The organism is Bartonella sp. AA16NXGY (assembly GCF_042197325.1).
Taxonomy (GTDB): Bacteria; Pseudomonadota; Alphaproteobacteria; order Rhizobiales; family Rhizobiaceae; genus Bartonella.
Genome location: NZ_JBHIRR010000009.1, coordinates 24979 through 49993, shown reverse-complemented (window position 1 = coordinate 49993; position 25015 = coordinate 24979). Strand labels below are relative to the sequence as shown.

Below are 25015 nucleotides of genomic sequence, written 5' to 3'. Positions count from 1 at the left end.
GTCACTCATGGCTACCGATATTGGCGACAACAAAAATCCGGCAAAAGATTCTTCCAACAACACTCTTAATGCTGAAGCTTTTAAAAAAGCACTTTCCACCTGTATGCGTGCGATTGCAGGCACAAACAACCTTGAAGTTTCCTTTAGTCATAACCGACCATCTTTAAGCGAAAGTTGCGCGCGTTTACCAGAATTACCTCAATACGCAACAAATAAAGACATCACTATTACCCGCGGACTAGGTGATTCCATGGCTCTGCGCAAAGCATGGCATGACAACCGCATTCACATGCAATTTTCTCCACTAGAATCAGAAGCACGTGCTGTCTTTGATGCCCTCGAACAAACACGTGTTGAAGCAATTGGTACTTTAGCCATGGAGGGACTTGCAAAAAATCTTGATGTCATGCTCGCCGATAAATACAAAAGAGCCCATTATCATAAAATTAGCAACCAAAGTGAAGCCCCCATCCAAGAAGCGATTGCACTTTTATTGCGTGAAAAAATAACAAAGCGCGCAGCTCCAAGAGAAGCGGGTTCTGTCTTAGAATTGTGGCGTAAAGAACTCGAACAAAAAGCAGCATCACAACTCAATGAACTCCCACATCATATTTACAACCAACAAGCTTTTGCACAGATTGTTCGCCAAATGCTTGTTACACTCAAAATGACAGTGCAACAAGCTGAAGCTTCTAACAGTGAAAACAATAAAAAATTAAAAAATGCGTGTGAACCTCAAGACCAAAGAGAAGAAGAGAGTAAAAACAAAAAACACGCTCAAAGTGAAGAACAAACCAGCACTGAACAAGAAAGTGATGTGCAAGATGATGGAAAAACACAAGCGACACAATCAAACAACAATGATCAAGCTGACGGCGAGCAAAAAAATGGACCTTGGCAAGAAAAGCCGAGCAAACCCAAACACCTTTTTTCTGATTCGGAACAAATGCAAAGACTTGGCAATTATAAAATCTTCACCCGTCAATTTGATGAAATTTTGGAAGCAACAGATTTTTGTTCTGAAAACGAGTTAGATCACTTACGCCGTTATCTTGATAAGCAAATCAATCATCTGCAAAACATCGTTGGACGTTTAGCAAACCGTCTCCAGCGCCGCTTGATGGCGCAACAAAATCGCAACTGGAACTTTGACCTTGAAGAAGGATATCTTGATACAACACGGCTTCCACGTCTAATTATTGACCCCATGCAACCCCTTTCTTTTAAAATGGAAAGCAACACCCAATTTCGGGACACAGTTGTTTCACTCCTCATTGATAATTCTGGCTCAATGCGCGGACGCCCCATTAGCGTTGCTGCAAGTTGTGCTGATATTTTGGCACAAACTCTTGAACGTTGTGGTGTCAAAGTTGAAATTTTAGGTTTTACCACCAAAACTTGGAAAGGGGGAAAATCGCGCGAACAATGGCTTACCCAAAACAAACTCCATAATCCTGGACGCCTCAATGATTTATGCCATATCATCTATAAAAGTGCTGATACCCCATGGCGTCGCGCACGACGCAATTTAGGTTTAATGATGCAAGAAGGATTATTAAAAGAAAATATCGACGGAGAAGCTTTAATTTGGGCTCATCAACGCCTTTTATCACGGCGTGAACAACGTCGTATCCTCATGGTCATTTCTGATGGCGCTCCTGTTGACGATTCGACACTATCGGTCAACTCCAGCAATTATTTAGAAAAACACTTACGCGCAGTGATTCAAGAAATCCAAACACACTCCCCTATTGAACTCATTGCCATTGGAATTGGTCATGACGTCACACGTTATTACCAACGTGCTGTAACAATTATGAATGCTGAAGAACTTGCCGACGCCATAACAAAACAATTAGAAATACTTTTTAGTGATAAAAGAACTCATATTCATAAGAAATAAACCTGCCTTGAATCAGCAACGATTACATTTAAAAAATTATTTCTATCATTAAACCATTGGAATTTGATGGCTAACAACCTGAGAAGATAATCCCACAAATTGAATATCGAATTTTAAAGAAGCTTCTACTTTACTGGATGCATTATGAGCTCTAAAAGAAATGCTCCAACCATCTTCAAAAATTGTAATGAGTTTGTTTTTACTTTCTGGTTATATTGCGACTGATAAAGTTTTGCTTAGAACTTTCCATTTACGACCATATCCCAGAGTACCATTCAAATTCAAAGACTGAATAATCACCCATTTTTGTCTCGATCTTGTGTTATTTCATTATATTGAAATACACGTATATAGAAAAATATCTCCACTAGACATAGCTCTAAAATGCTGCTCTCACAGAAAATATAATACCTAAACTTTCACCTTCAGTAATACAAAAAGATAAAAGTTGTATTTATTATACGAAAAAAAAGAGGATATTTTAAACACTAAGAATTTCTTTATAAAAGAATCGGCATAAATGGATTCATAGCAATTTTTCGGCAAAAATTGCTAAAGCAAGCGAAAGCCAACCTGTCCCCTAACCTTCCCAAAACAGTACTCACCACGGGTGATCTATCAACATAAGCTCCCATCTCATGGATAAAAGAAAAAATCTTTACTCACATAAAATATAAGAAAAACACGAAAAAAAATATTACTTCATTCACGAAAAAGAACACACCATTATATATCTTATCCGCACTCCTACATTCTTCCTTGCTTCCAAGCTTATTTCACAACAGCGCCCATATATGGCATAATGCAAAATCCAGAATCATCCTTTACTTTACAAGCTACAAGCCAAAAGCAGAATCCTACTTTCAAGTTTCCAATGTTTTTAAGATAAATCAATATACTTTCAGCGCCTAATATTGCACTTTTATTGCATTAAAGCTCTTCATAAGAAGTATTTCTTTCTCAAATGACGTTGTCCGCACGCCAATTCCTCTTATAACATAGGCAAGCAAATGATTTTTATTAACTCAATATAAGAGTATTTAAAACGCGTAAAATTTTATGATATTGGGCTCTTTCACTCAAATGAAAAATATAAGTTATCATTTTAAATCAATCTATTAATAAACATCAGTTGCAATTTCTGTCACATTGAATCATTTGTAAAAGCATATTTAGCCCCTTCTCAAACAAATGACTTTATCTTTTCCTCACAAGAGAATTTTGAAATAAAAAAGCGTTTTGTGTTGGAGTTCTTACTTAAGTTGGTAAATGATAAAGTATCCATTATAACTAACGTGTCACACCAAGCATAGCGTACAATTTTCTTGGCTTCAGGAAAACAAAAAGACAAAAATCCTTATTTGTGACAAACAAAAGAGGAATCATCTTTTGAATGACATTGATAAAGAGGAAGCTTTACGATGTTAAGAATTGTCCCATAAGGAATCAACATCAACAGACTCATAATAATTTTTACCGAAAAATCACCAAAAGCAAGCGATAGCCAAACTGGCATGCCTATCCCTCCCAAAACAGTACTCTCCACCAGTGAACTATCTGCATACCCTGTTATCTTATCAAAAACAGCAAACGAGCTAGAAAAAGCAAGAGCAAAAAACAGCACTGTATCCAAAGCTGAACCAACCAACGCTGCTGCTAAAGGTGCTTTCCACCATGTTTTACGTCGCAAAGGAGTAAAAACCACAATATCAAGGAGTTGCCCAAATAAAAATGCAAAACTAGAAGCAAGTGCAAGCCGTGGTGTCGCCAATATCCAAGAAACAAAGACACCCGTAAAAAAACCAGCATAAACCACACGCCGCGCAGCAGATGGACCATAAAAACGATTGGTCAAATCATTGATTAGAAAAGCAAATGGATAGGTAAAAGCCCCGTAAGTCAACAGCTCATTCAAATCAAACCAATAGACAGGATATTGAACTAAAATATTAGAAGCCGTGACAGCAAGGCACATTGCAAAAATAGAAAAAACAACATACCTTTTCTTTTGCTGTTCTAATAAAAGACCGCTTGAAGACATTTTTTTTAACCTGGGATATGGAACCAATAAAATGAAACGATCAACCTGCAAAAAACTTAACTTCTAGAACAGAAAACCGAAATCAAAGCATTAATAAACCAAAAAGAATGGCGCTAACAATTATGCTGCCTGTTCAGCCTTTTGCTCACCTTCTTGCTCAGCTTTTTTCTTAATGATTTGGCGTTTTAGCAAACGCGCACGTTGCGACAACTCTTTATCGTCTGCTTTAATCAAAAAACCATCAAGACCACCGCGGTGCTCAACAGAACGCAATGCATTTGCTGAAATACGCAAGCGATAACTTTGCTGTAACACCTCTGAAATCAATGTCACATTGCAAAGATTTGGTAAAAAACGACGCCGAGTCTTATTATTCGCATGGCTAACATTATTACCATACAGAACCGTCTTCCCTGTCAATTCACATGCACGAGACATAAACTTCACCCTTAAACTCTAAGAAACTTTCAAATCCCCATACCCAAAGGACACAATGAACGCAAAACACGCGCAATGCAACCTTGAACGGGCATCATTGGGAAGTTTCTTTCTAATAGGGGGTCGACAACAAAAGGTCAAGTCTTTTATAAAACCTTTTTCATCTCTTGTTGGCTCATTTTTCATCTTTTTCCTCAATAAGGCGTGCAAATTCTGCCAAAAAGCGTACAAAATGTTTCTTTTAATATATACCATGTTAGAATAAAAGCCTATTGTCCCGAAAGGAAGCACAAATCATGAGCAAAAAAGACCCCCCCATGACAAAGCTTCAGGGAAATTCTTGCCGTTTTTCTTCTTTTTTATTTGGAACTTTATGTATTTGTTTTTTTCTTCTCTTCAGTGCATTAGGTATATGGCAAGTACAACGGTTAAACTGGAAAACAAATCTTATCACCAGTACCAATCAGCGCATTCATTTACCCCCCATAAAAGCCCCTCCAAAAAATCAATGGTCAGATGTTACTTTTGAAAAATATGAATATCAACCTGTTATTATCACAGGAAAATTTTTAACAGATAAAAATATTTTAGTCACTGCTGCCGCTCAAAATACTACAGGCTATTGGGTTTTGACTCCCTTACAAACTGCTGATAATATACTGATCTTTATCAACCGTGGCTTTATCCCTATGGATGAACGTAACAATTTTCAAAACACAGAGCAATCGCATACAAATGCCTTATCTCAGCAAAATTCTACCACGGACACAGAACAAACAACGATTATAGGTTTATTACGCATGAGTGAAAAAAATGGATTTTTCCCGCGTAAAAATAATCCTGACAAAAATTTATGGTATACGCGCGATCTCCCCGCTATGGCACAAAAACTTGGTTTGTCCACTGTTGCCCCTTATTTCATTGATGCCAGAAAAACATCTCCACAAGCAAAACTTCCCGTCGTTGGTCTTACGATTATCCATTTTCGAAATAATCATCTCGTTTATGCAATCACGTGGTTTATTTTAGCTGCTGGTGTGTTAGGAGGTTTTCTTTTTCTGCTACGGCAAAAAAACTAAAAAAATACCTCTTCCATCTCAAGTAACAAAAATTTTTAGAATCTTGAAAACTGATAAAGAGAATAAAATCTACCAACTTGCGCCTTTGTTAAATAAAGATCATAGGCATACAATAGATCTTTATACCATCCACAAAAGATTTACGCGACACTCTTTAAAAAATCATCATAAAACGAGGGTTTATTCATTAAAAATGTAATGCCCAAAAATGTGAAGCAATGCATTATCTCCACTCTATAAAAAATTCACTCTTAAAAAACATTGTCATAAACGCTTTTGAAAAATATAAAGTTAAATTTAAAAATGATAGGAAAGATGAGCACTCATTTTTGCCTTTATAATTTTATATTCTTGCTTCATTAGATTATTTCCCATTTCAGAGATTACTCCAATTGATATACGCAATACTTTCGCCTTCATCTAGTATAAAGGCTAATATAGCAGAGAACATACGGATGCATTTTTTGTTTCAAAACTGCTATGAAGATGAGATATTGAGTTATAAGCAACAAAAAAATATTTAATGTCTCAATGAGACTTTTATACCTATCACCACACCTCAAATGAGAGGTTTTTACAGGATAATAGAAAAAGGTGAATCATCCTATATTCTAAAAAGACAGTTTATCCTTTCAGTGTATTTTGCTAAAGGCTTATGCTATAAACGTATAAGCGTGTTTTACTAGAATTTTAACTCTTTCATTTTTAAGGCTTCTGTTATGGGTGTTGTTGCCAAAAATTTTCCCATACCTGATCTTCATCGGGTTCGTCGTGTTCTCTTTTCTGTGTCTGATAAAACGGGTGTGGTTGCTTTTGCACAAGCCCTTCATGCTACTTACAATGTTGAATTAATTTCAACAGGAGGAACAGCAAAAACCCTCATAGCAGCTGGTTTACCCGTAAAAGATGTTGCTGAAGTTACCGGATTTCCTGAAATAATGGATGGGCGTGTAAAAACACTCCATCCTTTGATTCATGGTGCTTTGTTAGGGGTAAGAGAAGATCCTAACCATAGGGAAGCTATGGAAAAGAACAGCATTCATGGAATTGATCTTTTAGTGGTGAATCTTTACCCTTTTGAAGAGACGATCCTTTCGGGAGCTGATGGGCAAACGACTCTTGAAAATATTGATATCGGTGGACCGGCGATGATTCGCGCTGCGGCAAAAAATTATGCTTATACCGGTGTTGTAACAGCGATAAAAGATTATGATTCGATTCTAGCTGAATTAAAGCAGCATAATGGATGTTTAAGCTTATCTATGCGTCATCAGCTAGCAATGCGCGCTTATGCACACACCGCTGCCTATGATACGGCAATAGCATCGTGGTTTGCACGGGATTTAAAAATTGAAACTCCATCATGGCAGAGTTTTTCCGGTCATCTTGAAAGTGTTATGCGCTATGGGGAAAATCCACATCAACAGGCAGCATTTTATCGCAATAATGAAAAACGTTTTGGTATTGCAACAGCAAAACTTTTACAAGGCAAAGCGCTTTCTTATAACAATCTGAATGATACAGATGCAGCCTTTGAACTTGTGGCAGAATTTGATCCGCAAAAAACCGCTGCTGTCGCTCTTATTAAACATGCCAATCCTTGTGGTGTTGCGGAAGGAGAAAATTTGAAAGACGCTTATTTGAAAGCTCTTATGTGTGATAATGTATCGGCATTTGGTGGAATTGTTGCTTTAAATCAAACCCTTGATGAGGAATGTGCTGAAGAAATTGTTAAAATTTTCACAGAAGTGATTATTGCTCCTGATGCCACAATGGCGGCACGTGAAATTATTGCCAAGAAAAAAAATCTTCGTTTGCTCATTACAGGTGGAGTTCCTGATCCACGCTGTGGAGGACTTCTTGCGAAAACACTTGCAGGAGGCATTTTAGTACAATCACGTGATAACGTGGTAGTCGATGATCTTAAATTGCAAGTAGTGACAAAGCGGGCACCAACTCAAGATGAAATGCGTGATCTTCAATTTGCTTTTCGTGTAGCAAAGCACGTTAAATCAAATGCTATTGTGTACGCGAAAAATAGCGCAACAGTTGGAATTGGAGCCGGACAAATGAGCCGCATCGATTCAGCAAAAATTGCTGCAAGTAAAGCAGCAGAAAGTGCGCAAAGAGCAGGCTTAACAGAAACTCTCACAAAAGGATCTGTTGTTGCATCAGATGCATTTTTTCCTTTTGCTGATGGTTTATTAGCAGCAGCTGAAGCAGGAGCAACAGCAGTTATTCAACCAGGAGGCTCCATGCGTGATGAAGAAGTTATCGCCGCTGCTGATGCACAGGGGTTAGCGATGGTTTTTACAGGAACACGTCACTTCCGCCATTAATAATTTTGCTGCTTTTCTTTTCGTATGAGACAAATGTTTCAAGGAATTTTTCATAATTATCGTATGACTATTGATAACTGTTGAAATGGAAGCAGTTATTCAATCCAAAGAAGCTACACGTGAAGAAGTTTATCACCGCAGAAAATGCACATAATTTAGCCATTGGTTAGGGATAAGATGTTCTTGTTGATATTTTTAATGGTTACCCTTTCGCATGAGGAAAATGTTAAAGGGACATTATCTTGTATGTAGATGCATACCTGCTATGATATTATAACACAACTCTTTTTAGTAATATACTCTATTCTTAAACTAAAGAGTGTAATGAAAAGTTTGAGTAGGGGATATGAATATTCTACGTTTTTATAGTAATTGGCGCCGTTATCGTCGAACCGTTAATGCGTTAAGTCGTCTTTCAACATATGAACTTAGTGATCTTGGAATTTGTCGAGGTGATATTGATTCAATTGCACGACGTTATTCGCGTAAATCTTTATGAAAATTGTTTAAGATATTTGAGAGAATGCTTTGCTATAAAAAAGCGCGCATTTTGTGGTTTGTTATTATAACTTCATTTTTAGTATAATAACAAAGAGCAGAAGAGTTATTTTTCTCGGCCATTGTTATGTATTGTTTCTCGAATTTTCAATGCTTCTGTGATGTACAACATTTGATTTGTAATAATAATTTAGCGTTATTCATATTAAATTAGAACCCCGAATACCGTAAGATTCTCTCATTTCAAATCTGTGTATGTTGAATCAACAAAAACCATTCGCCTGCACGTTACAAGCGGGGAGAGCTGTATGGATAAAAGCTATTAAGAAAAGGCTAAAAATGCCTCTTATGAACCATCTCTAGTGCCAAGAACTGTTACAAACATTGGGCACTGATAAATAGTGTGATAGTGCCGAACTGCTCCTTCATAAGCATAAAGATGGGGGGTGCTTAATGGATTTACCGTTATACCCATCACGGGCATCGTCGCAAAATAGGCTTGGAAGCGTTAAGGGATTTTTCTTTAAAATAAGTCCGTGAATACAATACAATAGCGCTCTGTTTTTCGTGAAGAGCGTAATCCTATTAATGCAACTCTCTCAGAGAGAAATATTGATCCCAACAGCACACTTAAAAACTTATAGAAGATAAGCAACGGCTTAATTTTCTCTCCATATCTTTAAAGGATCAAAATCCTTAACTAGTACTCATCTGTCAACAATGGTCTTTCAAAAAACCTTTTTTCTGGAGCCAATCCCTTTTAGCATCACCTCATGAGATTCTATGAGCAAACCTTGCCTAAAAACATCCAACCCATACTCTAACAAAACTCTTCGTGTATAAAATTGATATGATCTTCAAATTTTGAGAATATTACCACAATAAACGATGATGTTTTGCGACACGCAAGATAAAACGCAATATACTATGGGTTGGAACAATGTTCTAATTTTTTATCAAACGCTTTACGGATAAAACGCCAACGAACTTTTTCCTGAAATGCAGGACGAAAATATAAAACAATCTGTTGTGTCCGTTGTGGACCTGTTAATTCTGCAAAATCAATCGAATCTTCAAGACAAATATCTGCGTCAGGCGATATAAAATACCATATTTGTTCACTCTTCACGTTCTCATTCTTTACGGCTAAACACACACGTTTGCCATCATAGTTAACTTCAACTTGTGGATGAAGATGAAACCGAACAGCAACATGATTTTGTTCATTTTGCACACTCTTGTGTCTCTTTCCCCCTTTATTTGGCATAAAAAAGCGATCAAAACCTTCAATCGTATCTCCATTTGTCGCCAAAATAAGACCACGCTCATGAATAAGATTAAAGGGTCGCATATAACCATTATGACTCGCAATAAAACCCGTCTTCTCTGAATCCTCTATACGGCACACTTGAACGTCTGTTGGTCCATCAAACAAAAATGGCGCGCCATTTTTGTTTTTATGATAAAAAGCACCCACTGAACAATCATTAAGCGTAGCTGTTGAATGTGCTGCAGTAACACGCCCTAAATGTCGATACTCTTCCCGCCCATCAGGATTAACACCGGCATTGATAATAAAACGGTGCCCTTGTGAAGACATTTCAAAAGACAAACACCCCGAACAAGCCTGCTGTGCTACAGAGCGAGGTGGAAACTTTCCTGTATCTGCAAGCACTGTTGTTTGATTGGCTTTTAAGCGCTGAAATCCTGAATAACGGGCATAACTAAAAGGATGTCCTCCTGTTTCATCAAGCTCCAAAAGTGATGATAACCGTTCCGATACAAGGGGACCAACCCCATTAAAATGGGCCAACGTTTGATCCTCATGGATAAAGAATCGTAAAGCTGGCAACATACGCTCAACAGAATCAATCAAAATACGGGGTGCTGTTTCATTGCTACGCATAAAAAGATGCCGTAACGACAATAAATCCGATAACAAATTCAGCAAAATAACAGGACTACGGGAAATATGCCCACCATCAACTAGGATTTGACGGGAAAGCTCCTCTATAAGTGTGGTTTGTACCTTTTTTTTCACTGCCGCAGAAACAGGCAAAGCAAGAGATGCAAACGTCAAAGCTACAGCTGCTTGTAAACGTTGATCATTGTGCTCCATACTACAAATTGTTACGCGCAAATAACGAAATTGCAAACCAAGTGCACACAAAAAGCGTTTTTCAAACCGCTCACTTGCCCCTTCTAACAACATTTTCGAATGACAAATCCATGAAATCAAACGCCGCGCCACAACAGGACCACTCCAAGCAAGTCCTTTTACCTTCTTGCCAGCATGGTCAAACCAATCTTCTAAAAGAGAGCGTGCATGTGCAGAAGCTAAATCACTTCCTGCTGCCTCCATATGGCGCAACCAATGAAAATCATGTAGAGCCGCTTCCCATTCTAGCGTTGGTGGAACCAATGAAAACGGCGAAACAGCACCAGAATGAACAATGTGACCAGCAAAAGCAAAACGACCATGATAAAATTCATGCGCCATCATCGGATCAGCTACATGCAAATCTATGGGATGCGCTAAAATTTTATGAGGACGAAACCCTGAAAACCGCCAACGAAACAATGGTCCAACCCATAAACGCCGCATAACATTCTGTATCGTATCGATACAGGCTGCCACTTTTACCTGAGGAGCTTTTACCGCAACCGCCAAAATTTCATCTCCATTTATGCTGAATCAAATACAATTTCGACCATTTTTGTAAATGAAGCGTTAATTAAGCAATTTTTCGTAAGCGCGCAGCAAAAAAACCATCCATTCCTAAAAATACGGTTTTCTCAGCATCAAAATTTTTATGACAAAAATCCGCAGGCGTTGTCCGTAACATCCCCCCACAAAGCAAATGTTCCAGTGCTCCCATTTCCTCTGGATAAATAGGGTCTAAAACAATGTCATTGCGTATCGATAAAATTTTCTCAATAAGATCTTCACCTTCTTCTCTTGCCAATGAACAATTGGAAAAAACAATCCGCCCCCCCTCCTTTACCAAAGAAATTGCTGCGACAAGCAAATCATATTGCAACGCCGCTAACTTGACGATATCTTCCCTCGATTTCGTCCATAAAATATCTGGATGACGACGGATTGTTCCTGTAGAAGAACAAGGAGCATCAAGAAGAACCGCATCAAAAAGCTGTGTTGAATGGAAATTTTTCACATCGCCCTGCCAAATATGAACTGAAAAATGAAGCCGTTCCATATTTTCTTTTAAACGCTTTATGCGGTTAGCAGAAAGCTCAATTGCAGTCACCTCAGCCCCTTGCAAAGCCAATTGTGCTGTTTTTCCTCCAGGGCTCGCACAAAGATCAGCAACGCGTTTACCCTCAATACTCCCAAGTAAACAAGCAGGCAAAGCTGCTGCAAAATCTTGGACCCACCAAGACCCTTCACGATAGCCTGGTAAATCAGAAACAGAACACTCCAGACGCTTCAATCGAACAGAACCATTGGGCAATACCACACCGCCAAGCCTTTCAGCCCATCCACCACTATCAGATTTCACTGTCAAATCGAAAGGAGGTTCCACACTTTGAATTGCGATAATCTGATGTACCTTTTCTGTTCCATAAGCTGATATTAAAAGCTGTCCAAACCACGCTGGCACACCTTCAATGGTAGGAACTTGTTGGCGTAAAGGCTCTGCCTCACGTGCAACATTGCGCAAAAGAGCATTCACCACCCCTGAAAAACGGCGCATTCGAGGATCAAGTTTCGCCACACGCACAGCTAAATCAATAGCCGCATGATCGGGAATATCAAGATAAAGAATTTGTGCAACACTGATATGCAAAAGATGCTGAAGTGAAAGTGCTTGTGAAGGCAAAGGACGCGCCAAAAAGCGTGAGAGAGCCGCCATAATCTGCCCTCGATGACGCAATGAAGCTGTTAAAATAGCCCGACATAACAAACGATCTCGTTGTGAAAGCTTCAAATATTGTGGATGTCCGTGTTCATTATCCGTCAAACCAGACAGAGGCGTGTACTTATCAACTACCGCCCCCAAAAGACGCACACACACCTGTCGAACAGCTAATCCTGGAACATTTTTTTCAGACACATGCCCCGCTTTTTTGTGTTTCAAAACACCACCTTTATATCACAGTTTTCTCAAGAGCTCTCTCAATAATTCTATGAACGAGATCTTTTTGAATTTTCATAACGAAGCCAAGAAGGACGTTTTGTAACACGCTGAAAAGAACTGTTTTCTTGCTCACCTAATGCATGAGCCTGACCACTATGAAAATCTCCATAGTTCATCCCGCTGCTTTTTTCATGTATAGCGTCTTCTTTATTCCATCCCACACTTTTGGCAAGAGCCCCTTTCATCTCTTCTGCTTGCTGATAAAGAGCAGCGATACGATTTGCAGTTGCTGGATGTGTCGAAAAAAGACTATCCGCTCCCTCACCGCTCAAAGGATTAATAATAAACAGATGCGCGGTTGCTGGATTATGCTCTGCTTCTTCATTATATACCCCACGTCCTCCATCAGCAATCTTACGCAATGCCGAAGCCAACCATAAAGGATTACCACATATTTCAGCCCCTCTACGATCCGCAGCATATTCCCGTGTACGGCTAATCGCCATTTGCACCAGCATCGCTGCAAAAGGCGCCACGAGCAATGCAATAAATCCTCCAATTGCCCCAGCGCCATGAGAATCTTCTGAAGAATTACGCTGTCCTCCCATAAAGAAAGCAAAATTACCAAGCATCGAAATTGCCCCTGCAATCGTTGCGGTTAGAGTCATTGTTAACGTATCACGATGCTCAATATGTGCGAGCTCATGCGCCATAACGCCGGCAATTTCCTCAGCGCTTAACCGCTCTAACAACCCAGTACTTGCAGCAACAGCTGCATTTTGCGGATTACGTCCCGTCGCAAAAGCATTTGGCTGTGCATTCTCAATAACATAAACCTTTGGTTGAGGAAGAGAAGCTTTTTTAGCTAAATCGCTTACAATCTTATAATAAACTGGTGCTGAATGCTGATCAACTTCACGCGCCCCGTACATGCGTAAAACGATTTTATCTGAATTCCAATAAGAAAAAAAGTTTAAACCACTTGCCATCAAAAGAGCAATGACCATGCCACCGCCCCCTCCAACAAGATAACCAACTCCCATAAAGAGAGCAGTTAAAAAAGCCAAAAGCATAGCTGTACGCATTATATTCATTACTCAAAAAACTCCATGATAAAAGTCAATCAATACTATATGATGGTGTTTTCTTTCTGCTTCTTCAATGGAATAGGTGTAAAATGAATAAAAAAGATGAGAAAACAAGCAAAAAAAATGCAACTGTCGTTAAACAGCAATCTCTTTCTCCCGCAGCACAACGCGCCCTTAAAGAAGCTGAAGAAAGACGAAAACGCGCAGCAAAAAAGGAACAACCTTTAGAAAACGGCGGACGCGGCGGCAAAGACCCTTCCCGCTATGGAGACTGGGAAATTAAAGGCCGCGCCATTGATTTTTAAAACCATTGATTTAAAAAAAAAAACGGCGCAATTTAAACAAGCAGCTTTTTAATGAAAATCCGTTTTTGATAGACAAAAACGGATAATATTTATTTTTCTAAAGCTTTTAAAACACATTGATTAAACAACCATGCTTCTTATGCTGAAGCAGATTCTGCTTCAGCCGCTGCCGCTGCTTCTTCTGCTGCTTGCTTTGCTGCTGCTATACGTTCTTGTGCTTTTTTACCCGGTTCACCTTTATGTGGATTATTACGAGTTGGACGCTTTTTCAAGCCAGCTGCATCTAAAAACCGTAAAACGCGATCTGTTGGTTGAGCCCCTTGCCCAAGCCAATATTGGATACGTTCTTCATTAAGTTTCACCCTCGGTCCATCTTTAGGCAACATTGGATCCCATGCACCAACACGTTCAAGAAACCGCCCATCGCGCGGACTACGAACATCTGCAACGACGATATGATAGTAAGGACGTTTTTTTGAACCTCCACGGGACAAACGAATTTTCAATGCCATATTTTATCTCCTATTGTCAGCTCTGGCTTTCGTTTAAATTGACTTTTTTTATTTTTTGCTCTTCAGCAATAACTTCATGATGACTCACAACTTCTTTAATAATAAATTTTAAAAATCTTTCAGCAAAATCAGGATCAAGATCACTATCCATAGCCAATTGCCGCAAACGCGCTACCTGATATTGCTCACGCAGAGGATCTACTTTAGGCAAATCATAACGCGCTTTTAAGCGCCCAACAGCTTTCGTACAACGAAACCGCTCTGCTAAGATATGAATCAAGGTTGCATCAAAATTATCAATGGATGCTCGTAAATGTGCCAATTCGTTTAATACTGTTTCCTGCATTATATTCCTTTCCCTCTTTACATCTTATTTTTTCTTAGGATGCTGAGGAAAATTTCCCCCATCGACAATGCCATTGGAAAGACCAGGAAATGTAGGTCCACGCTTAGGAAGTCCGGGCAAGAGCTTCCCTCCATTACCATTTTCAATTTGCTTTTGAAGCATTGAGAATTGCTTTGGATCCAATCCCGACAAATCCGGCATAGCTGGAGAATCCCCTCCCAAGTTTCCCATACCACCCAAACCCATTTTGGAACCAAGGCCTCCCAACATTTTTCCCATAAAACCACTTTTTCCTTTACCACCCATGGCTTTCATCATATCAGCCATTTGGCGATACATCTTCAAAAGTTTATTAATATCAGCCGCTGTCGTACCAGACCCCTTAGCAATTCGTTGTTTGCGGCTATGTTTTAAAAGCTCTGGATTCGCCCGCTCTTTGGGTGTCATAGATGAAATAATGGCCAATTGACGATCAAACAAACGATCATCAAACCCCGCAGCCGCAATCTGCTCTTTGACCTTCCCCATTCCTGGCAACATGCCCATAATACCGCCCATTCCACCCAGTTTTTTCATTTTCTGCAACTGTTCTGCAAGATCATTCAGATCAAATTTTCCAGCTTGCATTTTTTTTGCAAAAGCAGCAGCTTTCTCGTGATCCATTGTTTCAGCAGCTTTTTCAACCAAAGAAACAATATCCCCCATTCCGAGAATACGATCAGCAATACGACTGGGATGAAATTCTTCTAAAGCATCTATTTTTTCACCAGTTCCAATTGCTTTAATTGGTTTACCTGTAACAGCACGCATAGAAAGAGCAGCGCCACCACGCCCATCACTATCCATCCGTGTTAAAATAATCCCCGTAATCCCTACACGCTCATCAAAAGAACGAGCAAGATGAACGGCATCTTGCCCCGTCAAACTATCAGCCACCAACATAATCTCATGAGGAAGGGAACATGCTTTAATTTCAGCCAATTCGAGCATCAAAGCTTCATCAATATGATTACGTCCTGCTGTGTCAAGAAGAAGCACGTCATAACCACCCAATTTAGCAGCCTGTACGGCACGTGATGCAATATCAACAGGCAGCTGACCCGCAATAATAGGCAAGCTTGCAAGTTTTGCCTGTTCTCCCAATTGGCGCAATTGCTCCTGTGCAGCGGGACGGCGTGTATCTAATGACGCCATGAGAACTTTTTTATTGTGCTTATCAGTAAAACGTTTTGCAAGCTTTGCTGTTGTAGTTGTTTTTCCAGAACCTTGCAAACCAGTCATCATGATAACAACTGGAGCTGGTGCATTTAAATCACTCAGAACGCTTTCATTTCCAAGAATATGAACCAATTCATCATGAACAATTTTAACCACCATTTGGCCTGGTTTAATTGATTTAACGATTTCGGCCCCAACAGCTTTTTCCCGAACTCTATCGGTAAAAGAGCGCACAACATCAAGAGCAACATCAGCTTCCAATAAAGCGCGACGAATTTCACGCAGCGCCTCTACAACATCCTGATCCGATAAAGCGCCACGTCCCGTCAAATGAGACAGGATAGAACCAAGTCGCTCTTGCAAGGATTCAAACATCATTTACCTCATTGTTGCATAACAAACAAACCAAAATAGCATCCGAGAACGCATCGCGCCGTCGGATGTTGACCTCTGAGATCTCTTTATACCCTTAAACTGGGGTCTCAGTCGGTGGCTCCAAGTTAATTTTGTCACTGAAAGCTTGCTCCTTCAAACAATAAAACCCCAGCTTTGTCAAGTTTTATCATAAAATATCTTTTTATACGAAGAAATAAAAACAACAAATACTATACTTCAAAACTTTCAACTTCAACACGCATAAAACAACCTGTTTCCTGTTCCATGCTCCATAATTTTCCGCTAGAGATATCAAACCAAACCCCATGCAATGTCAAAAAACCTTGATCTTTGCGAAGCTTTATCCACGGAAACGTCTCTAAATTTCTCAACGAATGGCGAATAGAAAGCTGCTCTAATGCCGTCTGTTTTTCTGGCCAAGACAACGACTTATTATTCAAAACGATTTCTGCTGCTGGTGCTAAGAGACTTATCCATTGACCGATAAAATCATTTGATAATAAAGATTTATATGTCTCATTAAGAGCAGTACGAATGCCTCCACAATGGGCATGACCAAAAACGACAATATGTCTCACCTCAAGCAATTGCACAGCATATTCAAGAGCTGCTGATGTTGCGTGATATTGGTCATCAGGAGAAAAAGGAGGAACCACATTGGCCACGTTGCGCAGGGTGAAAATTTCCCCTGGCTTAGCATCAAAAATCATTTCTGGTACTGCACGCGAATCACAACAAGCAATGACCAAAACTTCAGGTTTCTGCCCCTCAATCGCCAATTGCTGATAATCTGCTATTTTATATAAAAAATGATTGTTTATAAAGTTTTGGTAACCACTTAAAAGTCTTTCTGGTAAATGCGCCATTCTCTCTTTACTTTTGCTTATTTTTTTACTTTTATTTTGTATATTTAAAAAAACAAACTATTAACATACAAAAATACTAAAAGTGCCCTTTCCTTGAAGCAAAATATTTCTTTAAAGTACAAAATATTACTAAAAAATAGCAAAAACAAACTCATTCTTTCCAAATAAAGAGCTATTTTCTTTAGAAAGAAGGTGTTACAGTATATAAAAAATATAATGGTCTGCTTTTAATAAAGACCCCTTAAGAGCAAAAAGGGAGAGTGAATGTGTTGCAACAAAAAAAAACAGAGACAAAAAACACCCAAGATAAAATAGAACAAATCCTTTTTGCCCAAACCGATAAAGAAGATATTGCTTATTACGAAAATGAAGAACTTCAAAAAGCCACAGCCATCGCGGTAAAAGCTTTTAATCTCCATCAGACGGGAAAAAATACCATCTGCTTTGAGCAAAATTTAACCCGTAGTAACAGACCTATAACCGTTATCACGCTTGTCAATGATAACAAACCCTTCCTTCTCGATTCTATTTTAAATGTTTTTAATCAACACAAAAACCATATCTATTTGATTGCACACCCCATTATTGATTGTGCTTCTGGAAAACGCATCAGTCTGATGCAAATTCACATCGAGTCATTAAACAAACAGCAAATACAAAAACTTGAAAATGAACTCACCTTAGTTCTTGAACAGGTTAATGCTGCTGTACAAGACTGGAAACCTATGCTTGAAGAAGTTGAAAAGCAGATTCATGCCTACCAAATAAGTCTTCCCCCACACTACAAACAAGAAGGCGAAAAAGCTATTGAATTTCTTCACTGGCTAATGGATGATAATTTCATTTTCCTTGGTATGCGCACTTACAACTTCATCAAAGACCAAAAACCCCTAAAATCCTTTACAGCGAGTAATATTGAGCTTGGTATACTCACGGATGCTTCTATTCATATTGTTGACGATAAAAGCATGAAAGAACCTCCTCAAGAAGTTTTATCCTTCATGGAAAGCGATAATCTGTTTATCGTGACAAAAGCGAACAGCCGCTCCAAAATTCACCGTTCTGTTTGGCTCGATTATATTGGTCTTAAAATCTTTGATAAAGAAAACCAACTCTGTGGAGAATTACGCATTGTAGGGCTTTTTACCTCCTCAGCTTATACACGTTCTATTTTGCAAATTCCTTTCTTAAAAGAAAAAGCCCGAACTATTATTCAACGTCTTGGACACAATCACGCCGATTATTCAGGTAAAGCACTCATCAGTGCTTTAGAAACCTATCCAAGAGATGAAATGTTTCGCTCTGATGTTGATACATTGACAGAAAACACTAAGCTTATTCTACAATTAGATGAGCGCCCACGTTTACGAGTTCTTGCCCACACTGATTCTTTTGGACGCTTTGTTTCTATCCTTGTCTACGTACCGCGTGACCAATATAGCAGCAGCCTGCGTGAAAAAGTTGGCGAACATTTTGTTGAGCTTTATAAAGGTGACTTTTTTGAATCTTATCCGCTATTTTTGGAAAGCCCCCTTATACGTGTCTATTATATCATCCATCGCAAAGGAAACGAAACTGTTCCCCTTCATGAGCGCTCCACACTTGAACAACATGTACGTTCGATTGCACGAAGTTGGGAAGACAGGGTTCAAGCCATCGCTCTTACCCAGAAAATAACAGAGCAACAAACACGTCTAGCCAGCGAATTCCCCAACAGCTATCGTGATTTATTTTCAGCTGAAGACGCTATTAACGATGCCGGACATATTCTAAGTCTTCATGATGAAAAGCCGCTTTTCGTGATCTTTTATCACGCACAAAACAAAGAAAAACAGTACATTTCTCTTCGGCTTTTTCACCGCCACGAAGCTCTTGCCCTTTCCAAACGTGTACCACTCCTTGAAAATATGGGGTTTCGCGTTATTGCTGAACAAACCCTTGAATTACCAGATGGCAATGGGCGCTCTGTGTATCTTCATGATATGCAGCTGGAAAGTACTTTCCAACGCTGTATCAATTTTGAAAAAGACGGTCAAAAACACGCCGAAACCTTTGAAGCCATTTGGGCACAAAATGCTGATAATGACGGCTTTAATGCTCTCACCCAAACAGCTGAGCTTGATTGGCATGAAATTGTTATTTTGCGCCATTATGGGCGCTATCTCCAACAAGCTGGAATTCCTTATTCGCAAGATCGCGTTGCCCAAACTTTAAATGCTTATCCTGACATTACCCAAGATCTTTATGCTTTATTTCATTTAAAATTTCATCAAAGCCATACAGAAAAAGAACGAAAAAAAAACCAACAAGTTATTCAAAAGCGCATTGAAGAAAAATTACGGAAAGTCTCTGGTTTAGATGATGATCTCATTTTACGCCGTTATTGTAACCTTATCGAGGCGAGTTTACGAACGAATGCCTTTACGCCTCTTCCTGATGGAAGTCCACGGCGTATTTTAGCCACCAAATTAAATCCACGCCAGATTGAAGGTTTGCCTGAACCGCGCCCTTACCGAGAAATTTTTGTTTATGGACCAGAAGTTGAAGGGGTCCATTTGCGTTTTGGACCTATCGCTCGTGGCGGCATTCGTTGGTCTGACCGTGCATTAGATTACCGCACCGAAGTGCTTAGCTTAGTCAAAGCCCAACAAGTTAAAAATGCGGTTATCGTTCCTGCAGGTGCAAAAGGTGGATTCTATCCCCATCGGCTTCCCCAAACAAATGACCGTGCTGTCATCATAGAAGCAGCACGACAAGCTTATACAGACTTTATAACAGCTTTGCTCTCCATTACAGACAATCTGATTAACGGCAAAATAAGTTCTCCCCACAATGTCATCTGTCATGATGACCCTGACCCCTATTTTGTTGTTGCAGCGGACAAAGGAACAGCAACTTTTTCTGATACAGCCAACGCCATCAGCCAAGCAAACCACTTTTGGCTTGATGATGCTTTTGCCTCTGGAGGTTCAGCAGGTTACGACCACAAAGACATTGGTATTACAGCTAAAGGTGCATGGGAAGCCGTCAAAAGACATTTTAGAGAATCATTTAATCACGATATTCAAACAACGCCCTTCACCTGTGTCGGTGTTGGCGATATGTCTGGTGATGTCTTTGGCAATGGAATGCTGCTTTCCAAACAAACAAAATTGATTGCCGCTTTTGATCACCGCGATATCTTTATTGATCCAGATCCGAACATAGACGAAAGCTATGTAGAGCGTACGCGTCTCTTCAGACTACCTCGCTCAAGCTGGCAGGATTACGATAAAACCAAATTATCAAAGGGCGGTGGTATCTTCTCACGAAAAGAAAAAACCATTACCCTCTCACCTGAAGCAGCACAAGCCATTGGTTTCGAAAAACAAACAGGAACACCCTTTGAAATTATCTCTGCTCTTCTCAAAGCCCCTGTTGATCTTTTATGGTTCGGTGGCATTGGTACTTATATCCGTGCTGCAACAGAAAATGATGCCCAAGTAGGTGATCGCGCAAATGATGCAATACGCATTACCGGAGAACAAGTGCGTGCAAAAATTATTGGTGAAGGAGCTAATCTTGGTGTTACACAACGTGGACGGATTGAATATGTCTTAAATGGTGGTCGATGCAATACGGATGCCATTGACAATTCTGCTGGTGTGAATTGTTCTGATATTGAGGTCAATCTCAAAATTGTTCTTGCATCAGCACTACGTGCCAAAACGTTAACTCGCGAAGAACGCAATAAGCTCTTGAAAAAAATGACGCCTCAAGTCGAGCAACTCGTCTTGCGCAACAATTATCTACAACCTCTTGCGCTTTCTTTGGCGGAAAACCAGAGCACTGCTGATTTGCCCTATCAAATACGCTTTATGCACGACTTGGAACAAAAAAAGCTTCTAGATCGCAGAGTTGAAATACTCCCTGATGAGCAAATTTTACGACAAAGAACAACCCAAGGCAAAGGTCTTCTCCGTCCAGAACTCGCCGTTATTTTTGCCTATGCTAAATTGACCTTAAAAGAAGAAATTGCTAATAGCCCCATTGTTGATGATCACTATTTCAATACAGCCCTGCTGAACTATTTTCCAACCCAAATTCAAGAAAATTTTAAGAAGGAAGTTATTAACCATCAATTGCGTCGTAATATTATCGCAACGCTGATTGCCAACGATATTGTAAATCGTGGAGGCCCCACTTTTGTTAATAGACTACACGATGCAACAGAACAAAAGACTGAAAATATTATTCGCGTTTTTATTGCCATCCGCGATGGTTTCGAAATTCCTCAATTGTCTGAGCAAATTGATAAGCTTGATAATAAAATACCCGGTCTTGTCCAAAATAAATTCTACGCAACAATGACCCCAATGCTCTTTGAAACAACCAATTGGGGTTTGCATAACATAGATCTCTCACGTCCATTAGAAGAAATTGTAAAAACAATAAAGCAAGCCCGTAGCATTATTGAAAAAGAGCTTATGCATTCTCACGACAACGATATTAAGCAAAAGATTGAAGAAAAAGCATTACACTACAGCGAAGAGGGAGCACCAAAAGCATTAGCGAAACAATTAGCTCTCTTGGAAGCTGCTTCAACAATCTGTGATATTTCTTTAATTGCAAAAAAAAGCAACAGTGATCTTATTAAAACCGCAGAGATCTACTTTTCACTTGCGCAAATCATTCGTATAAACCGTATTAACGAAGCAATTCGTATAATCCCTGTAGTAGATTATTATGATAGTATGGCTTTAAGCCAAGCCAAAGAAAATGTTTCTGAAAGCTTTCGGCAAATCGTTATGAAAATTCTCAAAAATTATGGAAAGAAAAAAGATCCTTTTGACACTTGGAAAAAAACAGAAGAAGATCATATTCACAACATTACAAACCGCATTAGCGCCCTTATTGAAAATGATCTCAATATTTCTCGTTTTACTTTTGCAGCAGGATTGATTTCTCAGCTTCAAAATATTGGCTTTCAAACCTAAAGTAAATACAAAATGACCCACTCAATCTCCCGTTCTATCCCACCACCACAACAAACTAACAAAAATAGAGAGCGGGAGTTTGCATTTTTAGGCAAGGTTCCAAAAATAAAAATCTCGCTATCTATCATAATAGAATTGTTTGCAACAATTTCAAAAAAACAACAGGATTGATTTTTCACCCTAAAACATAAACTTTCAGACTTAAAAGCAGTACAAAACAGCTAAGCTTTTGCTCTGTTCTATCCATCCGTGACTAATCAGCAAGGGAAGAACGGAAACCCTATCCCGCATTTTTAGACAGAACACTCAAAATAAAAAATAAATTCAAATTTTACTGTCAAATATCCTTCATCATAAAAATATAATATATTGATTTACAATCATAATTTTATCATTTTTATGATAACTGATATTCTAAATTTGTCTCATTTAAAATCTATTTATATTCAATTAATTAACCCCATTTCCCCTTGCATATTGCAAATGGGAAAGCCGAATAGATAAAAACAGTAAAGAAAGGACTAAAAATGCCCCTCATAAACCGCCTCAAGTGCCAAAAGCTGCAGTAACATTGGGAGTTAGCAAATATAATATGATGATGTTTTCCCCTAGCTTGTTACTCCGTAACCGAAAAGATGATGGTGCTTAATGGCTTTATCCTTATACCATTCATAGGCGACATCGTGAAATAAGAAGCACTGAGAAATATTGTTTTAATAAATACGTAAATATGCAATACAAATATATTCTGTTTTACGTGGAAGACATATGGCTTCATTAAAAAATATCAGAAATAAAAGGATAAGCTTAATCCATTATTTAAAAGATATAACTATAACTGCTTTTGAAATGCGTAAAATCGAATAAAAAATGACAGTAAAGATGGATGTTGATTTTCCCCTTTACAACTTCATATCTTCCTCCAACTAGGCTATTTACTTGTTTTAAGAGGTTACACCCAAACAGATATATGCAATATGCTCATTCCATATATAAAGAAAAAGGTTCCTAACAAGTACCACACCACCTGTATAAAAAGGCAATTCAGCATACTTTAAAATGCCACTTTTTCCATAGAAACACTGTTGCTATATGTAGTTTGACATAAGATTTTGTACTAAGTGAAAAGAGGTTGGACGAGTTAGGAGTAAGTGGTAATTTTTTATTTTTATAGCTATTTTTTTACCATTAAATACGCATTTTGTTAAAATAGATTTTGACACTCTAAAATTGCAAAAAAGTGTGAAAATCAGAAAAAGTCGAAATTTGATAGTAAAGATGAAAAAAGGCTTTGGTACAACACCTAAAGTGGAGCAAGACGACCAAGTTTTAAAAATCCCAGTTTTACCCACCCATTGTTAATGAGCAAAGAAAGAACGGGAGCGCCGTCCGCATTTTTAGGCAAAGCACTCAAAATAAAAAATAACGCTTGAAGATTATTGGCTTGCGTGGGAAATAAGCGCTGCAGAGTGTCAAGAAGCTTCATGGACTGAATAAGGACAAGTTCAAATTTTGCTGTCAAATATCCTTCATCATCAAAAGAAAAAGGTCCACTAATACGCACTGCACCACCTGTATGAAAAGTCAATTCACCTTGCTTTAAAAGTCCACTTTTTCCATACAGTCGCTGTTTCCAATTTTTTTCTTCATCTTCAGACAAAAAAGAAATGTCATTTAAAATCCATTTCAAATTGCCATCAATTTTAGGAATATCAACAAAAGAAGATTTTAAAAAAGGAGAAGCATCAAAACCGTCAAAAGTTATATGTCCCGATAAATCATTCTTTTCATGTTTTAGATCAAAACGCAAAAATTCTGCCGTTATTTTTGGGGAAGCTTCTTTTGGCTCTAACGGCTGAATAATCACGTCATGCGTATTTTGCAAAGATGCCGGATCTTCAATATTTTCTTGTGTCGTTTTTTTATCTATCGTTTGTGCTCTTAATGCTTCTTGAAGCTTTTGATCTTCAGGGGAAGAGGAAAAAGATGAAATCTCAAGCCCTTCAGCTATAAACTTCAATGTTTTACCCGTTTTCCAATAAGGCTCTGTTTCAATCACCAAATTGCGCCAATGCGATACTATGGGAGTTTTTCCGGAAAAAACAATTAATGCAGGAGAATGAACATTAAACTCGACCAAATGAGGTGCGTAAATTGGTGCACCAGCTGTCAAACGCCCCGTCGATAAAGAAAACCCATGTAAAGGCCAAGAAAATTGAAACTTGTCACAAACAACACCGACACGTAAAGGATAACCATCCTTGTGCACATTCTCACATACCGCCGCCATATTATGGGAAGATACTTTTGTGAATATATCAGAAACATAGTCTTCTATTTTACGTGAAAAAAAAACCAGAGTGCGCTATAAATAAATATCAGAGCAAGACAAAAGAGCCCACAAATTAAATAACTCAAAGAAAAACTTTTTTGTGATGATGGTATTTGAAAGGATTTAGACAATATTCAAACTTTCTTTATCTCTTAACTTCCTCCCCACCCTAAAAAGGATAAAGATTCCCAACCACGTTCAGTTTATACACAATCCAACTTCTTAATCGACCGGATTTTATCTACTGATCACTTCAAGAAGTCCCTATACATCGTTCTAAAGTACAGTATCTCATAAGCTCAATAAACAAGATTTTCTTAAAAAAAAACCCATTACACCCTTTAACAAAAAACACCTCATGTGTAAAGTTTTACATAGATTTTCTACCTCTAGCTTAAACCATACTGTTTTACAGCACAACAAAAATGATAATGAATAGTGTTTCTTAACGATAAAGCCATTGAGCCCCCCATCTTTACGCTTATGGAGACCCCAAAGCCAGCACCATCATTATATTTGGCTAGCCCCCAAATGTTGCGACAGCCCTTGGCACTTAAGACAGTTCATAAGAAGCATTT

16 protein-coding genes and 1 pseudogene are annotated in these 25015 nt (G+C 38.7%); 6 read left to right on the top strand and 11 right to left on the bottom strand.

Going from position 1 to position 25015, the window contains the following annotated elements; all coding sequences use genetic code 11:
• Positions 1-7: 7 nt before the first annotated feature.
• Positions 8-1903 carry a cobaltochelatase subunit CobT gene (gene cobT / locus ACFINK_RS06405; protein WP_375628610.1) on the top strand — a complete coding sequence of 632 codons (1896 nt, stop codon included), beginning with the start codon at positions 8-10 and terminating at the stop codon, positions 1901-1903.
• 48 nt (positions 1904-1951) lie between these two features.
• Here cobT and ACFINK_RS06400 read toward each other — a convergent pair.
• The 3 genes and pseudogenes from ACFINK_RS06400 to rpmB form a co-directional block, all read right to left on the bottom strand.
• Positions 1952-2098: pseudogene (locus ACFINK_RS06400) on the bottom strand (HaeIII family restriction endonuclease); the annotation flags it as partial.
• A gap of 1162 nt (positions 2099-3260) precedes the next feature.
• Positions 3261-3944: a VUT family protein gene (locus ACFINK_RS06395; protein WP_375612236.1), complete on the bottom strand. Its 684-nt coding sequence runs from the start codon at positions 3942-3944 to the stop codon at positions 3261-3263.
• Positions 3945-4064: 120 nt separating this feature from the next.
• The gene (gene rpmB, locus ACFINK_RS06390; protein WP_375612235.1) at positions 4065-4382 is read right to left on the bottom strand and encodes a 50S ribosomal protein L28; all 318 of its coding nucleotides are present in this window, start codon (positions 4380-4382) and stop codon (positions 4065-4067) included.
• Between the two features lie 296 nt (positions 4383-4678).
• Between rpmB and ACFINK_RS06385 the strand changes: the two genes are divergently transcribed.
• The 3 genes from ACFINK_RS06385 to ACFINK_RS06375 all read left to right on the top strand — a co-directional run bounded on the left by ACFINK_RS06385 (position 4679) and on the right by ACFINK_RS06375 (position 8299).
• Positions 4679-5461: an SURF1 family protein gene (locus ACFINK_RS06385; protein ID WP_375612234.1), complete on the top strand. Its 783-nt coding sequence runs from the start codon at positions 4679-4681 to the stop codon at positions 5459-5461.
• Between the two features lie 719 nt (positions 5462-6180).
• Positions 6181-7800 (top strand): bifunctional phosphoribosylaminoimidazolecarboxamide formyltransferase/IMP cyclohydrolase, encoded by a 1620-nt coding sequence (gene purH / locus ACFINK_RS06380; protein ID WP_375638442.1) that lies wholly within the window; start codon positions 6181-6183, stop codon positions 7798-7800.
• Between the two features lie 346 nt (positions 7801-8146).
• On the top strand, positions 8147-8299 hold the full coding sequence (locus ACFINK_RS06375; protein WP_273790070.1) for a DUF1127 domain-containing protein: 153 nt from the start codon (positions 8147-8149) through the stop codon (positions 8297-8299).
• Between the two features lie 924 nt (positions 8300-9223).
• Here ACFINK_RS06375 and ACFINK_RS06370 read toward each other — a convergent pair.
• From ACFINK_RS06370 to htpX, 3 genes are all read right to left on the bottom strand, one after another.
• Entirely contained in the window at positions 9224-10969 is a 1746-nt protein-coding gene (locus ACFINK_RS06370; RefSeq protein WP_375638441.1) for a heparinase II/III family protein, read from the bottom strand.
• A gap of 64 nt (positions 10970-11033) precedes the next feature.
• Positions 11034-12398 (bottom strand): RsmB/NOP family class I SAM-dependent RNA methyltransferase, encoded by a 1365-nt coding sequence (locus tag ACFINK_RS06365; RefSeq protein ID WP_375612722.1) that lies wholly within the window; start codon positions 12396-12398, stop codon positions 11034-11036.
• 47 nt (positions 12399-12445) lie between these two features.
• Entirely contained in the window at positions 12446-13492 is a 1047-nt protein-coding gene (gene htpX / locus ACFINK_RS06360; protein ID WP_375638440.1) for a zinc metalloprotease HtpX, read from the bottom strand.
• An 83-nt stretch (positions 13493-13575) separates the two neighbouring features.
• Here htpX and ACFINK_RS06355 point away from each other — a divergent pair, with 83 nt between their 5' ends.
• Positions 13576-13791 (top strand): DUF1674 domain-containing protein, encoded by a 216-nt coding sequence (locus tag ACFINK_RS06355; RefSeq protein WP_273790074.1) that lies wholly within the window; start codon positions 13576-13578, stop codon positions 13789-13791.
• A gap of 137 nt (positions 13792-13928) precedes the next feature.
• On the opposite strand, the gene rpsP is transcribed toward ACFINK_RS06355, so the two are convergent.
• The 4 genes from rpsP to ACFINK_RS06335 form a co-directional block, all read right to left on the bottom strand.
• Complete coding sequence (gene rpsP, locus ACFINK_RS06350) at positions 13929-14303, bottom strand: 30S ribosomal protein S16 (RefSeq protein WP_273787601.1); 375 nt, start codon at positions 14301-14303, stop codon at positions 13929-13931.
• 16 nt (positions 14304-14319) lie between these two features.
• Positions 14320-14649 (bottom strand): chorismate mutase, encoded by a 330-nt coding sequence (locus tag ACFINK_RS06345; protein ID WP_375638439.1) that lies wholly within the window; start codon positions 14647-14649, stop codon positions 14320-14322.
• A gap of 24 nt (positions 14650-14673) precedes the next feature.
• Positions 14674-16242, bottom strand: coding sequence for a signal recognition particle protein (gene ffh / locus ACFINK_RS06340; protein WP_375638445.1), 1569 nt, complete (start codon positions 16240-16242; stop codon positions 14674-14676).
• A 230-nt stretch (positions 16243-16472) separates the two neighbouring features.
• A complete protein-coding gene (locus ACFINK_RS06335; protein ID WP_375612226.1) occupies positions 16473-17129 on the bottom strand; it encodes a carbonic anhydrase in 657 nt (218 codons plus the stop codon).
• Positions 17130-17395: 266 nt separating this feature from the next.
• On the opposite strand from ACFINK_RS06335, the gene ACFINK_RS06330 reads away from it, so the two are divergent.
• A complete protein-coding gene (locus tag ACFINK_RS06330; protein ID WP_375638438.1) occupies positions 17396-22105 on the top strand; it encodes an NAD-glutamate dehydrogenase in 4710 nt (1569 codons plus the stop codon).
• A 1303-nt stretch (positions 22106-23408) separates the two neighbouring features.
• Here ACFINK_RS06330 and ACFINK_RS06325 read toward each other — a convergent pair.
• Complete coding sequence (locus ACFINK_RS06325) at positions 23409-24395, bottom strand: DUF2125 domain-containing protein (RefSeq protein WP_375638437.1); 987 nt, start codon at positions 24393-24395, stop codon at positions 23409-23411.
• Between the last annotated feature and the right edge of the window lie 620 nt (positions 24396-25015).